Here is a 13,675-nt window from a genome sequence, read left to right as displayed (position 1 = left end):
ACTATATTTCTTCTCTTAATCTTCTAAACAATTTAATAGCATTCTTCTTAATCCATCCATGCAGTAAATTACTTGTTTTACAAACAATACATCCCTGTTCTCCTATTTGCTCTATATGAAATACTTTCAATTTAATTATACTACCACAATTACCACATAAAAACTTGGCAATTCTTAATATTATAGTCCTCCTTATAATTTCTTTGTTAAAAAAAAATAAGGCATGAGAATTAAATCTCATACCCTATAATTCCAATTCACTTTCTGAGTACCGCTTCTTACTCTCTAACACATTATTGCATCTACCAAGTGAATACTACAACAAAGTTAAATAGTAGTTCTAACTCATCCCCTTGGACTGCATGTCATGGACAATATTATAATGTTCTATAATCGTAAAATATACAATGTACTTACCTTTATTCTTAACAATTATTAGGTTGTTGTTTGACATTAAATTAATATTGACTTACTGAATCCTATATCTTCTACTAATTTAGAAATTTGTTATAGTTGTTTAAAGTATCAAGATAATATTCTTCTAGTTCTCCCTTTGAAACTTCCATATAAACATCGTCATTTTCATTCATATTTAGTAAAATAAACTTAATAGTTTCAATAATACCTTTTAGCCAATCAGTCTTTATATTTTTAGGAAAATTAAATAGATTACTATATTTTTTCCCTAAAGGATAGATGTAAAATGCTTGTCCCCACAATTTTTCTCGAAATTTAATTAACTCAATAATTTGCTCAGCAAACAAAGGGGTATCTTGTTTATATATTGTATCTATCGTTCCCACCAATTCTCCATCTTTCCACTTATGGTCACAATGAAGAGTGCAGAATAGGTAGTTCAAAACTTCCCATCTATCCAAGAACAATCTAGGATATTTTTTCATACACGCTCTTATTGTATCTTCTAAATTCATTTTTAGACCTCTTTCTGATATAAATCTATAGGCATCTATTTTGAATTATATTATTCTACCCCTCATAGACAAAAAATAACTACATAGTTATACTATCTAGTTAATGTTTTTAAAAGTAAACAGTATTAGTTTCTAATTATAAACTCTGATATTTTTCTTATAAACGTAATAAAAGCACCTACCACTACGTATATGCTTTTATTACGTTTATAATTTAATACTATTATGTAAGTTTTTCTTTTGATTCATAACCTAATATTTCAAAACCATTTATTTCATCCATGTCTACGTAATTTCCTGCTTCATCATAAAGTGTTTGAACTTCTACATCACTCATACCATCTTCCTCATGTTCAACATAACCTCTAAACCTCAACTTTCTTCTAGTTTCATCTTTATATACTGCTACAAGTTCACCCTTAATGTCCATGTACTTTTCCTCCTAAAAAATTATTTAAAAAAACTATCTAGTCTACTTATATTTTTCTCCTTAAGCAAAAAAATATTACACTATATGACTTCAACACTATTTACAAGCAACATATTATTCTAAAACCCAACAATAAATTATATATTAATACCAATACAATAGTGAAATATGCTACAATTCATCACAATTTCACTATTACCTCGGAAATAGGATTATTGCTAATGAATGTATGAACTCTACCCCTAAAGCAAACAATCAAGACGCTGTTTTCATAATTCATTTCAATATATCTTTTGCCCTTTTAATCGTATTACTATATCAGTTCCTTGTTATTAAATCTACTCAGTTACTAAGTTCTAAAGATTTTACCAAATCCTATATATAAAAAACTACTTCTTCAGTAGTAATTTTTTCTTCTTCACCCTTATTCAAAGTGACATAGTTTCTAAATCCTTATCTATTAATTTAACAAGATTATCTCCATTGACAAGTTTAATCTCATGTTTACTAGCATATTCTTTAGAGTTTGAAGCAAAAACAAACGGCCATAAATTCTTCTTACTAAATCTAAATCCTATCCTATGCCTAAAATATCTTCTTCTACCCATATAATCACCTCTTAAATATTATGTGTCTCTAAGAGGTACTATATAACAATACAGCGCTTCTTCGTATCTAATAATAAATCAGTTTGAAATTACCTTTCCTTATGTCTAATCACCTTTTTTAAATCATACGTTAACTTGTTGGTTAAATCTCTCGATAAAAACAACATCCTTTTTTCATATAGACATAATAAAATTTATTATTTACTATAATTATATTATGTTAACTATACAGCAAGCTATATCGTACATATATTCAATTTTGCAGATAAAATATATTACTGCTCGAAAGAAACTCTACTATATATCTGACATTAGTAGATTTTAATTTCTCGTTCTCCTTAGAACATCAATGGCTTTAAACATTACTTTCTCCTCAACTCTTTTTACACAGCCATCTAAATCCAATCTTCTTTTATCAACTATTCAATAGATATGGCCCTCAGAGGCTGTAGAATCAATTTTAAGGGTCCCATATATACTAACTTTGCACAAGATGTATGCGCTTTGCTCTATACTACAATAATACAAAACTTCTGAGGTTTTAATCTATACCAACCTACTCAAATATGAACTCCTAGATCTACTTAGCGTTGATCTGTAGTGTGTATACTCTTTATCAACACTAAGTTATATAAAGCTTATATGCATCTATTGAAGCCGCTGAAATGGTCTTGTGAGGTGATTAATCACCATACTCCTACCACCCTAAGAATTTCATTCAGTTTATCAAGCACATCAAAAGACTTGTCTGCATATTGTGTAGCGAAAAAGGAGGTGAGACTTTATGCCAATAATTATAGTACCTTCTCCTGGAATTAATTCCATCCAAGATGCAGTCAACATTGCTCAACCAAGTGATGTAATTCAGGTTCAAAATGGTGTTTATAATGAAAGCGTAACTGTTAATACCAGTGATATTAGTATTGTAGCCATTGGCAATAATGTTGTCCTTGATGGTGTAATTATGACAGGTACAGGATTTTTCATTCAGGCTGACAATGTAGAAATCAGGGGTTTTAAAATCAAGATGTATTCTGTGGGAATTAACCTTTCCTTTTCAAACGAAAACACTATCACTATGAACATAATAACAGATAATCAAGATATTGGAATTCTCAGTGCCTTTGGAAATAAAAATAATATCACTAATAACATAGTAAGAAACAACAGTACTGGTATTTTGGGCATACAGGAAATACTTGGCGTGACCATCACTAACAACACAATAAGAAATAATAGAAATAATGGCATTTTAATACGAGGATCTAACAACACTATCACTAATAACGAAATAAGAAATAATGCAAATAATGGCATTTTAATGAGAGGAACTAACAATACTATTACTAACAACACAATAAGAAATAATGCAAATGATGCCATTCTTTTTTTTGGTTTGGGCGGAACTATAACTAAAAATACAATAAGAAATAACGGAAATAGAGGAATTTTAATTAATTCTATAAGTAGTACTATCACTAACAACATAATAAGAAATAATAAAGGTTGTGGGATAGCGATGTTCTCAAGTAGCAATATTATTGATAATAATAAAATCAATACCAATGAAGGGGATGGTATTTTCGTCTTTTTCTTATCAGACCAAAACAATATTACTAGAAACGAGATAACAAACAATGGAGATGATGGAATTCAAATCAATAGTAACAATAACAATATCAGAGAAAACACTGTGAAAACCAATGCAGACTTAGATATTGTAGATAGTGGTACAGGCAACAATTTTGTAGATAATGACTGTGCTAATAGCCAGCCACCAACCATCTGTAGTAGTTGTTAGATTCAAAAAGAAAGCAGGGATTGGTTTCCCTACTTTCTTTTTACATATTTCTTATTATAAAACCATCTACTCTTATACCACCCATAAGATAATAAATATTTAGTTAAATATTTGTGCAACAGTTTCAAATCTGATATTCTATCAACGCCTTTGTGATTGTTTTGGGGATAAAAAAGAGCCTAAATTAATAGGTTCTCTTAATATAATTTCTTAAGCCACTCATCTAATAAATCTTGTTCTTCACGTAATGGTTCTTTTGTATTATCTGGAACTTTAGCTAATTTCTTTTCAATATTTTCTAAACTACTGGCAATTCTCGTTAAAACTTCTAATGTGTCCTCATTCCTGGTTAAAACTTCTAAGGTGTCCTCATTCCTGGTTAAAACTTTTAAAGTTTCCTCATTCATTTTATCACCTCTCTATATTAAAAGATATGATATTAATAAAATTTTATGAGTTTAAAAACCTGAAAAATATAATTAAAAATTGTGTAGCATACTATATTGCCCTTCAATTTTCTTTACAGTAAAAGGATATACTTAATATATTCACAACAAAAAAGAACAACCATTTAAGATTGTTCTTGAATATACTTAATACACCTATATACTGTTGTTTTGCTTAGTCCAGTAACTTTAACAATGTCTGCTACCTTACTACTATTCTTATACATTAACTCTACTAATTAAAATTTATCATTTATTTTATTAGGTCTGCCACCTTTATAACCTCTAGCTTTTGCACTCTCTAGTCCTTCTTCTCTCCTTAATAACCCCTCTCATTCATTTATATATAGTATGTATTAGATAAAATAAGTGTAATTCCTCCATAGCCCTTTAAAACATTCAATTTCCTTGCATCTTATTCACTCTTTTCATATATTTTATTTGTTGTCTTATATACAAAATTTCTATTTTTATCATACACAATTTTTGTTTTATGTTTTATTTGAATTCCACATTTATCACATTTTCCAAAAATTGTACATACGTTCTTCTTGATCTTAATTCCACTAGTCTTCCTTGCAAATTTTCCGCATATAGGACAAGTTATATTTAGTTTCCGTTTATTTATTTCATTAAAGTGCCTCTTAACATCTACTTTTTTAATGCGTGTTAATTGTGAAGCATCCTCAACATATTGTTTAATATCTTTAATATTTTTATTTTTAATTAGCTGGATTAAAATCCTTGCTGTAATCTTAGCATCTATTAGTGCATTATGAATATTACCTTCTTCGAATATATCTAATAATTCAGACGCACCTACAAGACTTATAGAATTTTTTTCACTGGGAATTATACAAAGTTGAAACAATTTCTGAACATCTACATATTTTTCTACAAAATCCAATTTAACTTGCGGATCATGAAATGATACATTTCTTTTAATTTCAATTATGTCATTCGTTCCCCATACACAAAAGGTAACATCTGAACCCATCCACTTTTTAAATAATTCTAAAGCTCTTAAAAAACCAACTCCATACTCTAAATCTGCTTTTGTAATATTGCTTAGTTTAGTTACTTGTGGATTTAATCTGCTGTATAACTTAGGTTTCACATATGTCCTAAATGTATCAACTATTTGCAATGTATCAGAATTAATTTTAGTTGCTCCTATTTCAATAATTTCATTTGGCATTTTTTTATTTGGCCAAAAGCCTTTCATTCTGTGCATATAGTTCCATTCACAATCTGCAACTATATAATTCATCTATGATACCTCCAACTTTAATGATTATATATATTATATTGCAACTACGAATTTTTTATAAGCAGCACCTGATATTTAAAGTTCTCAACTCACCACTTGTTTAGAATATTAATTCTATGTCTATTAAAATAAAACATACAAAAATCTAAAGTTAAACATTAAATATAGTTTTAATATTACTAACTATACTTTTCAAAAAAATAAGAGTAGTGGAATATAATTTCCTACTACTCTTTTATATTATTAAGGATTACAAGTTCCACACGGAACATATCCTTTTCCTTCTGCATCACTTTTACCGTTAAATTCAAGTAGGTTCTCAGGCTTAATTTTCTTAGCCCATCTGCAATCTGGATAATGATATTTGTTACTTTTATCACTTCCTACATATGTACTTTCTATTTTATTAACTACATTCGTGTTGCTAGGTTTTTCTACATTATTAGTAGTTGTATTTGTGTTACCATTCACATTATTAACTGCATTTTTAGTAGTTACAAATGAAATAGTATTTCCATCGGTACTAGCTATTATATTTCCTCGCAGTCAGTTCTATATACTTAATATTTTTATTCTTTAATTTATTTAAAATCTCTTGGTGTAGAATTCTTGACTAGTAGCTGTTCTACTTCCAGGATGACCTACCTTAAATAATTCTATGTCTGTGAATTTTGCTAAATTAGGAATCTCTACATCTGATTCTAAGTCCCCTGTAAATAGTATTTCTGCATTATTGTAATCTAACATAGCCACGACACTATTATTGTTAGTATTTTTGTAACCGTCTCCTAATTCAATGACTTTAAAATTAATTCCATTGGCTAAATCAAATGTTGCATCCGTATCTAAAAAACACTTAGCTCCATTTTTCTTTTCTATTGCTACTGCATTTATATACTCTGTATATGTTTTCGAAGTATGTATATCCCTACTATCAATGATCTGTTCCACTGAAAAAGCATTTAATATATTATCTAATCCACCTATATGATCTTCATGTGGATGCGTAGCTATCATAAGCTCTATATCATCTACATTTTAATTTTTAAAATAGTTTACCACTAATTGACCATCATCGTTATTCCCTGCATCTATTAATATGTTATAGTTTTTTGGTGCTTGAATATAAATAGAATCAGCTTGCCCTACATCTATAAAATATACTTTTACTTGTGGTAATGGTTGTGTTGTGCTTTCTAATGCAAATGATGGTATACATAGCCATAGTATTATAAAAATACTTAATAAAATTGATAATTTTATTTTCATCTAACCCCTTTTAATATCCTTTTTTTTCCATTTGTTATTCTATCATTTTGAATAGGGGTATGAAGGTATTGTATATTTAAATAACACATAATATGTAATTCCTTCAAAAGGATAGGCTGTGTTAAAGTATAGTGTTGTTATCAGACAATAAAAAGAGAGGTGTCTAATAATCAAGCCCTCTCTTTTTTCTGTTTATTTACTTTCCTTAACATAAACACTAATCGTGTTTGTATAGTTAACTACCTTATATTGTTTTCCATCCGCAACACCTCTTACATCAGTTTGAGGTGTTGCTTTTGTATCGGTGTCATTCCAAACCTGTTCTGCTTCTGTTGGGAAAATTTCATTTAATATATCCCAATAAACATAAGAAGTACTTTTCTGGTAATCTTCGATTGAGATTTCAATATCGTAATCATCTGAAAGGACCCAATCTCCTGTACGTATGACTATTTTTGATTTAGTTCCTGATGCGTAACTTGCAATTCCATAAGTGGCAACATTGTCAACAAGAGCCTTTTCTACTCCTTCAGCATTAGCAATAAGCATATCTAATATTGGATTTCCTGTTAGTTCTTTATCTGCTATAGTTTCTTTTTTAACTTCTTCATTAGAAGTCTCAGTAGTAATTAATACAGCATTTCTTTCACTATTCCAACCTACAGTAGCCCCCAAACTTTCAGGAACAAATCTAAGTGGTACTAATGTTCTTAAATCATCATTAATGAATGACTTAGCATTTGGAAAATTAACCTTCTCGTTATTTACATATACGGAAAGTTCATTCCCTTCTGCATAAGCTAAACCTCCTAGAACAAATATACATACCAAAGTTAACAAAAATACCTTTTTCATTTGTTGCTCCTCCTTCTTATTCAAATAGTCTTTGTATTATACTGCATAGCTTGAACGATTATAAAATTATGTAAGAAAAATGCCAAATTAGTTATATTATAGCAAAAATCTATGATATTTAAAACAACGCAGTTCTTTAGCACCTCCAAAAGAAAAATAAGGGCATGAGAATCAAATCTCACACCCTATATTAATCTATTAATCCATCTTTCCTAGGTTTGTCAAAAACTATAGTTTCTAATATTTTTTCAAAAGCTTCTTCGGTTACAGTATCTAAATAGTTATATGTAACCTCAACGCTTTGGAACTAGCTTTACCCATCCCCTCAACTGTACTCTTACTTTCTGCTAAAGATACAATGATATCATGTTTATCACTCTCTATTAGGGGATTCTCTCTGCTGTACTTCCTAACTGTTCTCCGCCCCGATAAAGCAGGAAGAACTGTATCTATAAAAAAGCAGTGACTTTTTACAGTTACCACCATTATACCACTAGGCTACTTTGGCTAGAATAGGCTGTTACACAGCTGGCGGTCTGTACCCACAAGGAATTTAAGTAAAATGAACGACTGAGCTTACATGGGTTATATATGTCTTTGTATGAGTATTGGAATCATTCAGCACTGGGTACCCCGTCCAAAAGAAAAAGTCGACAGATTATATTTAGTCTGTCGACTCATGAATTTAAAGTTGAATTGGTTTATAACTTAAAGCCTTATCTACAATTTGCTCAGCAGTAAGATTATATTCATTACAGTAAATTAAATCACTTACACTACCATACGGTACATTACCAATGATCCTTCTACTACAACGCATCCAATGTCTGATGGAGCACCTCTTTTTATCCATAAATATTGTGTAATTTTATATTAACTATGTGTAAAGAGATTTTAGTTAGCTTTACTACCTTTTATTGTAATTTCCCTCTGTATAGTTTGCTCAACTGGTTCAAACTGAACTCCATTCCATTTTAATACTGTTCGTACATATCCTAGTGTATCACTAAGATATTTGCCTGAAATCCTTTGTAATGCTATTAACTCATATATCTCGTCTCCATCAACCGATATAGGATCCAAACCACTTAAATCATGGACATCTCCGCTAACAGGATTTTTAAGTTTACCCTTTTCATCATATATTTTTTTCAAATATATAGGATCTTCTATGCTAATATCTATTATATATCCTATATTTGTACTTAAATTTATTACTTCTACTTTGTAATTATCTTTGTATATAACATCATATTTGTACCTATTGTTAAATTCCTCAAAATCAAATATCTTCTTAGGTTTGTTATTATAATAAGAATATACATAGTAGTAATAGTTTCCACCGCTTCCTCCAGTAAATATACTAACTAAAATATCATCAGTTCCATTTCCTGTATAATCTTGTAAATATAGCTTAGGCATATACCCTGCATTCTCTTTTAGAGGAATCCAAGTGCACATATTATTTACACCATTTTGTATTACCAAGGTTATATCATTAGCATATGGAAAGTCTAAGCCATATGGAGTTTTAGCAAGTAAGTATATATTATCTTTTATTTTATCACCATTTACATCCCTGCGTTTAAAATCTACTATATATGTTATATTAGAAGTTAACTTCTTTTCACTTATTCTATAAGGAAAGTTAGTATACATATATATCTCTCCTCTCCAAGCATTATTAAAATATAAAACTTCTCTAGTTTTATATTATGTTGAAATATGGAATATGTACATTTAGATACTTAATTTCATCCGTTACTGATTTCTAAATTTTTATCTAATTATATAGCATTGTATAAACGGCTTGAAAGCTTCAGTGATAACCAAACCTTTACACTTACTTCAGATTCATCCAAGGACTGGTTTTCATAGACATAGACAGTATATTTCTATCCTAAATCGACTGTAAGTATCTCTTTGTTATTGATTTTTCATATATAAAGTTTAGTTAGCTTTGAGTTCATCTCATGCATTCAGGTACCTTGATAGCTAGTTTTGAGTTCCCCAGTAACCTCTCAGTGTCATAGACTTTGCTGTGTTCACACTATTTCCTCAAGTAGTACCTTACATCCCTATCCACTTTCTGAGTACCACAGCGTGCTTTATAGACATTATCGCATTTATCAAGAGAATACTATAACAAAGTTAAATAATGCTTCTAACTCATGTCCTTTCACTACATATGCATGAACAGTTTTATTATGTCCTACAATCCTGCTTAGGATATACATATCACCACCGTTTAGTTAGTAATGTTTAGCAAAATTATTTCTCAACTGATGTGGATGTACTTTTAGTCCTACTCTTCTGGCTGTTTCTCTCAAATTCTTCTCAAATAGATGTATCTTCATCATATTTCCTCTAGATGAAGGAAACAGCAGATCTGTTTCCTTATTTCTGTCTTTATACTGTATCCATCTTCTCAGCTCATCTCCCATCTTAAAGGAAAAATATACATACCTTTCTTTATTTCCTTTAACACTATGGGTGAGTAATATAGTTTTCTGCTTCATATCTACATTTTCAACTAATAGTGCTAAACATTCTCCTACTCTCATCCCTGTATCTAACAACAATTTCGTAATAATATAATCCCTGTAACCGTGAAATTTTGTTGTGTCAAATGCTTTAGGTAACAACTTAAAATCTTCCTGTTTTATTGTATCCTTCATTTTTCTTTCTGCTTTTAAGTATGCAATTCTTTCAACTGGATTTTTTCTAACTTCTCTTTCATCAAACAAGAAATTATAAAATACTTTAATATTTCGAATATAGTTGTTTATTGTGGAATTGCTTATCTTCTTCCCACAGTCAGTTCTATTTGCTGGATAGTTACAACTCCTTGTACTCTCATTGATTAGTACTGTATATTTTCTCTGTCTTGTAAATAACCTACATATTGTCTTATATGCCCTGTTGTTACCCTTTCAACATCTTCAATTGAAAAATTATCTTGTAGATATTTAGCAAATAATTTTAATGTCTGCTCATATGACTTCATAGTCTTCGGTGATAAATTTTTGCTCGTACAATACATCATAAAGTTGTCAATTTGAAACTCAAAATCTGTCATTTGCATAATAAAAAACACCTCACATCTATAGTTTTTTGCATCCTATAAATATGAGATGTTTATTGGCTTATTAATGACATATAAGTTGGCTTAGAACCGTATAAATTGGCCTACATTCAATAGATGTTAAAATTTAACAACCCACTCTACCTATTGAAATTAAGCCATTTAAACTGCAGTTCTTTCTATTCTTAATTTATCTGCTACCATAGCTATAAATTCACTATTAGTAGGCTTACCCTTATCATTATGTACTGTGTATCCAAATAGATTGTTTATAGTATCTATTTTTCCTCTGCTCCATGCTACTTCAATAGCATGTCTTATAGCTCTTTCAACTTTACTTGGAGTAGTGTTAAATTTCTTAGCTATAGATGGATATAATTCACACCGATAAATTTATAATAATTTATGCGTTAATTTTATAATAATTTATACACTTATTTAATCTAAATTATATATTCATTAAATTAGCTTGTCAATTTGTAATTCTATTAGTTCACTAATACAGGAATGTAAAATTAGACTGTCATTCTCTAAGAAGGAAAGTAATTATTTAGTCGTGAGATTTTCTCACTACTAATATGACTGAGTGACTTAATGTCACTTAGTTATTTTAATCCGAGTTAAACTCGCTTTTAACTGGTATACTTATATGCCTTCTAATCATTCTTCTAACGAACTAAAACCTTATTGACTCTATTTTTTTTCTCCTTTCATTTTATTTCCTAAAACTAATAACTATTTCCCATTATAATACTTTTTCTAAAGTTTTAAAAGTTTAGAATTGTAATAACATTGTCTTATTTGTATGGAAAGAAGAAATGGAGCAGATCTCAAGATGATTTCTAAAAATCATTTTGAGACAGCCCCATGAGTATAGCTCCATGCTAGAATAAATAGATTGTATTTAGTAGGCTTAGAGTAATTACCCACATTCTAAGAAAATGTTTAATAAATCAATTTTACATTATATTCCACTTTGAATGAAACAATTCTAGGGAAGTTCTTTTAATAATTTAACTTCCGTGCCATCTTCGTATACAAGATAATCAGTATATATTGAAACGTCCAATTCAGAAGCAGACGTATTGTATAAGATTTCATCTTCTTCTATAAATGGATTGATCTCTTTATCCCATTTAACAACACTAACTTTATCTTTATATGTACTCCTAGTTGACCTAACTGGCATTTCTAATATAACTTTACCTTGCTTATTCTTAACAATAATAGTCGCACCTAACCCTGCAATGTTTTTATCAGTTAAACATTTAATTGTAACAGGAAAATGCACTTCTTTGCTAAAACCCCAATCATCACCTTCTATTTTTCGAATTTCTATGTTCTCATAAGAAACAGCATTTTTCATTTCTTCAATAATAGGCTTATTCAATTCAGCAAGCTTCTCATTTTCTAATTCTTCAATTTTATCCATCAAACTTCCAATATTGTTAAGTTCAACTACTTGCCAATAGCTATCAAGTTTACGCATTTTAACTTCCAAAATCAACTCTTCTTCAAACCGTTTATTATAAATCTTTAAGGCTACTAGATCAATATTTCCACTTTTTTTAATCTTGTCTATACTTCTAAACTCAACGCCTTTATAAAAGTGTTTAACAGAAATTCCTGTATCGTTTTCTTTTGTTTCTTCAAAATCTCCTTTCTCAATATATGCCTTTATCTGATTTTTACTGCTTTCCACAATTTTTGGCTTAATCATTTCAACCAAGCCAGCTGCTAATTTTGCAGTACCATCAGTAGAGTTGTGCATTTCTTTTGCTATAGCTTGGTCAATAAAACGTGTAACTAAACTGTCTATATCAACATACTTCTCAAAAGTAATTAAATCATGCTGCTGTACAGCTTTCTTAATTTGATTTAGAGAATACTGAGGTGTTCTAACCCAGTACATATAAGCAACAATTGTCCCAACTACAATGAGACCTATCAAAGCAATTATTAGTTTCTTGTTGATTTTTTTCTCGATTCCTATATTCTTCATTAATAAACAACCTCCTTTTATCTGATTTCCGCTAGGGCAAATAACAAATAAACGTTTTGCATATATCTAATTAATAGCATCAAAAGTCTATTACATATAAAACGTTTCTTTATCGAACATATTAGCTTTATAAGACAATCTCAATACAATTAAATTCTATAACAATATGTAATATTTTTAAATGTAAAACAATTTATACCAAATAATTAATAAGTTGATTTATATTATAAACCATTAAGTTTAGCTTTTATATAAATTAAAATCGCACCCTATACCTGAGTGCTATTCACCATCACCATTAATAGTGTCTATGAATTTGTTTTTTGTATTTTTAATCAATTGTTTTCTTTCTTCTCTCTTTTCTTCTTTTTCAAGCTTCTTAGTTTCAGCATCACCTGGACTGTACTTTGTTAATTGTTTTGTGTAGCATATTGAACAACGTTTTTTCTTTTTCATTATAATATGATATAATGCATATCCAATGCCACCAAAACCAGTAAAACATAAAATAATGAACCATGCCCAGCTCCATCTGTTTTTTACGGGTTCAATGTATCTTTTACAAAGAGTACAATATCTCAAAAAATCCCTCCTAATGCCTTTTACTACTATTATTATTTCCCATGTTCTTTTTCTGCAGTATCATAGTTACCTATTGATATAAAGTTATTGAATAAACCAACAACTTTTATTTCTTTATTGTCATGTAGCTTTATATTATATACTGTGAACAATATGTAATTATCAGTTTTAGTTGATTCATTAAGAAGTTTTTCTCCAAATAGAGCTACATATCCTGTTTCTAAAATATTATCACTTTTTCAATTGACCCTTCTTTAATCCATGTTACATACTCATCTTTATCTGGATTAGTTATAGTAGCAAGTAATATTAATACAATTATTGAAATACTAAGTATTATAATTTTGGTTCTCATATTATATCACCTCAGGTATAATTATTTACAAATATCGCTA

At 29.3% G+C, this 13,675-nt stretch carries 19 protein-coding genes and 1 pseudogene; 1 reads left to right on the top strand and 19 read right to left on the bottom strand.

Annotation, left to right across the window (positions count from 1 at the left end):
• Position 1 precedes the first annotated feature (1 nt).
• The 4 genes from CCE28_RS00915 to CCE28_RS00900 all read right to left on the bottom strand — a co-directional run bounded on the left by CCE28_RS00915 (position 2) and on the right by CCE28_RS00900 (position 1,970).
• Positions 2-241, bottom strand: a complete 240-nt coding sequence (locus CCE28_RS00915; RefSeq protein WP_095130042.1) for a hypothetical protein — start codon at positions 239-241, stop codon at positions 2-4.
• 250 nt (positions 242-491) lie between these two features.
• Positions 492-932: a hypothetical protein gene (locus CCE28_RS00910; RefSeq protein ID WP_095130040.1), complete on the bottom strand. Its 441-nt coding sequence runs from the start codon at positions 930-932 to the stop codon at positions 492-494.
• A gap of 223 nt (positions 933-1,155) precedes the next feature.
• Positions 1,156-1,362 (bottom strand): hypothetical protein, encoded by a 207-nt coding sequence (locus CCE28_RS00905; protein WP_095130038.1) that lies wholly within the window; start codon positions 1,360-1,362, stop codon positions 1,156-1,158.
• A 428-nt stretch (positions 1,363-1,790) separates the two neighbouring features.
• Positions 1,791-1,970, bottom strand: coding sequence for a hypothetical protein (locus CCE28_RS00900; protein ID WP_095130036.1), 180 nt, complete (start codon positions 1,968-1,970; stop codon positions 1,791-1,793).
• A 784-nt stretch (positions 1,971-2,754) separates the two neighbouring features.
• Here CCE28_RS00900 and CCE28_RS00895 point away from each other — a divergent pair.
• Complete coding sequence (locus CCE28_RS00895) at positions 2,755-3,771, top strand: right-handed parallel beta-helix repeat-containing protein (RefSeq protein WP_095130034.1); 1,017 nt, start codon at positions 2,755-2,757, stop codon at positions 3,769-3,771.
• Positions 3,772-3,968: 197 nt separating this feature from the next.
• Here the strand turns inward: CCE28_RS00895 and CCE28_RS00890 are convergent, their stop codons facing one another.
• The 15 genes and pseudogenes from CCE28_RS00890 to CCE28_RS22640 all read right to left on the bottom strand — a co-directional run bounded on the left by CCE28_RS00890 (position 3,969) and on the right by CCE28_RS22640 (position 13,635).
• Positions 3,969-4,178, bottom strand: coding sequence for a hypothetical protein (locus CCE28_RS00890; RefSeq protein ID WP_095130032.1), 210 nt, complete (start codon positions 4,176-4,178; stop codon positions 3,969-3,971).
• 454 nt (positions 4,179-4,632) lie between these two features.
• Positions 4,633-5,487, bottom strand: coding sequence for a 3'-5' exonuclease (locus CCE28_RS00885; RefSeq protein ID WP_095130030.1), 855 nt, complete (start codon positions 5,485-5,487; stop codon positions 4,633-4,635).
• Positions 5,488-5,730: 243 nt separating this feature from the next.
• Positions 5,731-5,958: an Ada metal-binding domain-containing protein gene (locus CCE28_RS00880; RefSeq protein WP_095130028.1), complete on the bottom strand. Its 228-nt coding sequence runs from the start codon at positions 5,956-5,958 to the stop codon at positions 5,731-5,733.
• A 114-nt stretch (positions 5,959-6,072) separates the two neighbouring features.
• Positions 6,073-6,513 carry a ComEC/Rec2 family competence protein gene (locus tag CCE28_RS00875; protein WP_278277510.1) on the bottom strand — a complete coding sequence of 147 codons (441 nt, stop codon included), beginning with the start codon at positions 6,511-6,513 and terminating at the stop codon, positions 6,073-6,075.
• A gap of 12 nt (positions 6,514-6,525) precedes the next feature.
• The gene (locus CCE28_RS00870; protein WP_095130024.1) at positions 6,526-6,756 is read right to left on the bottom strand and encodes an MBL fold metallo-hydrolase; all 231 of its coding nucleotides are present in this window, start codon (positions 6,754-6,756) and stop codon (positions 6,526-6,528) included.
• Positions 6,757-6,948: 192 nt separating this feature from the next.
• Positions 6,949-7,611 carry a stalk domain-containing protein gene (locus CCE28_RS00865; RefSeq protein WP_095130022.1) on the bottom strand — a complete coding sequence of 221 codons (663 nt, stop codon included), beginning with the start codon at positions 7,609-7,611 and terminating at the stop codon, positions 6,949-6,951.
• A gap of 685 nt (positions 7,612-8,296) precedes the next feature.
• The gene (locus CCE28_RS22645) at positions 8,297-8,431 is read right to left on the bottom strand and encodes a hypothetical protein (protein ID WP_278277496.1); all 135 of its coding nucleotides are present in this window, start codon (positions 8,429-8,431) and stop codon (positions 8,297-8,299) included.
• 74 nt (positions 8,432-8,505) lie between these two features.
• Complete coding sequence (locus tag CCE28_RS00855) at positions 8,506-9,270, bottom strand: spore coat protein (RefSeq protein ID WP_095130018.1); 765 nt, start codon at positions 9,268-9,270, stop codon at positions 8,506-8,508.
• Between the two features lie 593 nt (positions 9,271-9,863).
• Positions 9,864-10,358, bottom strand: a complete 495-nt coding sequence (locus tag CCE28_RS22435; protein WP_207652826.1) for a tyrosine-type recombinase/integrase — start codon at positions 10,356-10,358, stop codon at positions 9,864-9,866.
• A 116-nt stretch (positions 10,359-10,474) separates the two neighbouring features.
• On the bottom strand, positions 10,475-10,696 hold the full coding sequence (locus CCE28_RS22430; RefSeq protein WP_207652825.1) for a site-specific integrase: 222 nt from the start codon (positions 10,694-10,696) through the stop codon (positions 10,475-10,477).
• Positions 10,697-10,858: 162 nt separating this feature from the next.
• Positions 10,859-11,077, bottom strand: a pseudogene (locus CCE28_RS22890) (sporulation initiation factor Spo0A C-terminal domain-containing protein); the annotation flags it as partial.
• Positions 11,078-11,687: 610 nt separating this feature from the next.
• Positions 11,688-12,698 carry a DUF2939 domain-containing protein gene (locus CCE28_RS00840; protein ID WP_095130016.1) on the bottom strand — a complete coding sequence of 337 codons (1,011 nt, stop codon included), beginning with the start codon at positions 12,696-12,698 and terminating at the stop codon, positions 11,688-11,690.
• 282 nt (positions 12,699-12,980) lie between these two features.
• Positions 12,981-13,280, bottom strand: coding sequence for a hypothetical protein (locus tag CCE28_RS00835; protein ID WP_095130014.1), 300 nt, complete (start codon positions 13,278-13,280; stop codon positions 12,981-12,983).
• Positions 13,281-13,312: 32 nt separating this feature from the next.
• Complete coding sequence (locus CCE28_RS22950; protein WP_141228306.1) at positions 13,313-13,507, bottom strand: DUF4359 domain-containing protein; 195 nt, start codon at positions 13,505-13,507, stop codon at positions 13,313-13,315.
• Positions 13,501-13,635, bottom strand: coding sequence for a hypothetical protein (locus CCE28_RS22640; RefSeq protein ID WP_278277495.1), 135 nt, complete (start codon positions 13,633-13,635; stop codon positions 13,501-13,503). Before CCE28_RS22640 ends, CCE28_RS22950 begins: the two co-directional genes overlap by 7 nt.
• Positions 13,636-13,675: the final 40 nt, after the last annotated feature.

It is taken from the genome of Anaeromicrobium sediminis, from assembly GCF_002270055.1.
Taxonomy (GTDB): domain Bacteria; phylum Bacillota; class Clostridia; order Peptostreptococcales; family Thermotaleaceae; genus Anaeromicrobium; species Anaeromicrobium sediminis.
The sequence above is the reverse complement of the archived record's forward strand: the minus strand, read 5'-3'. Positions and strand labels throughout refer to the sequence as shown.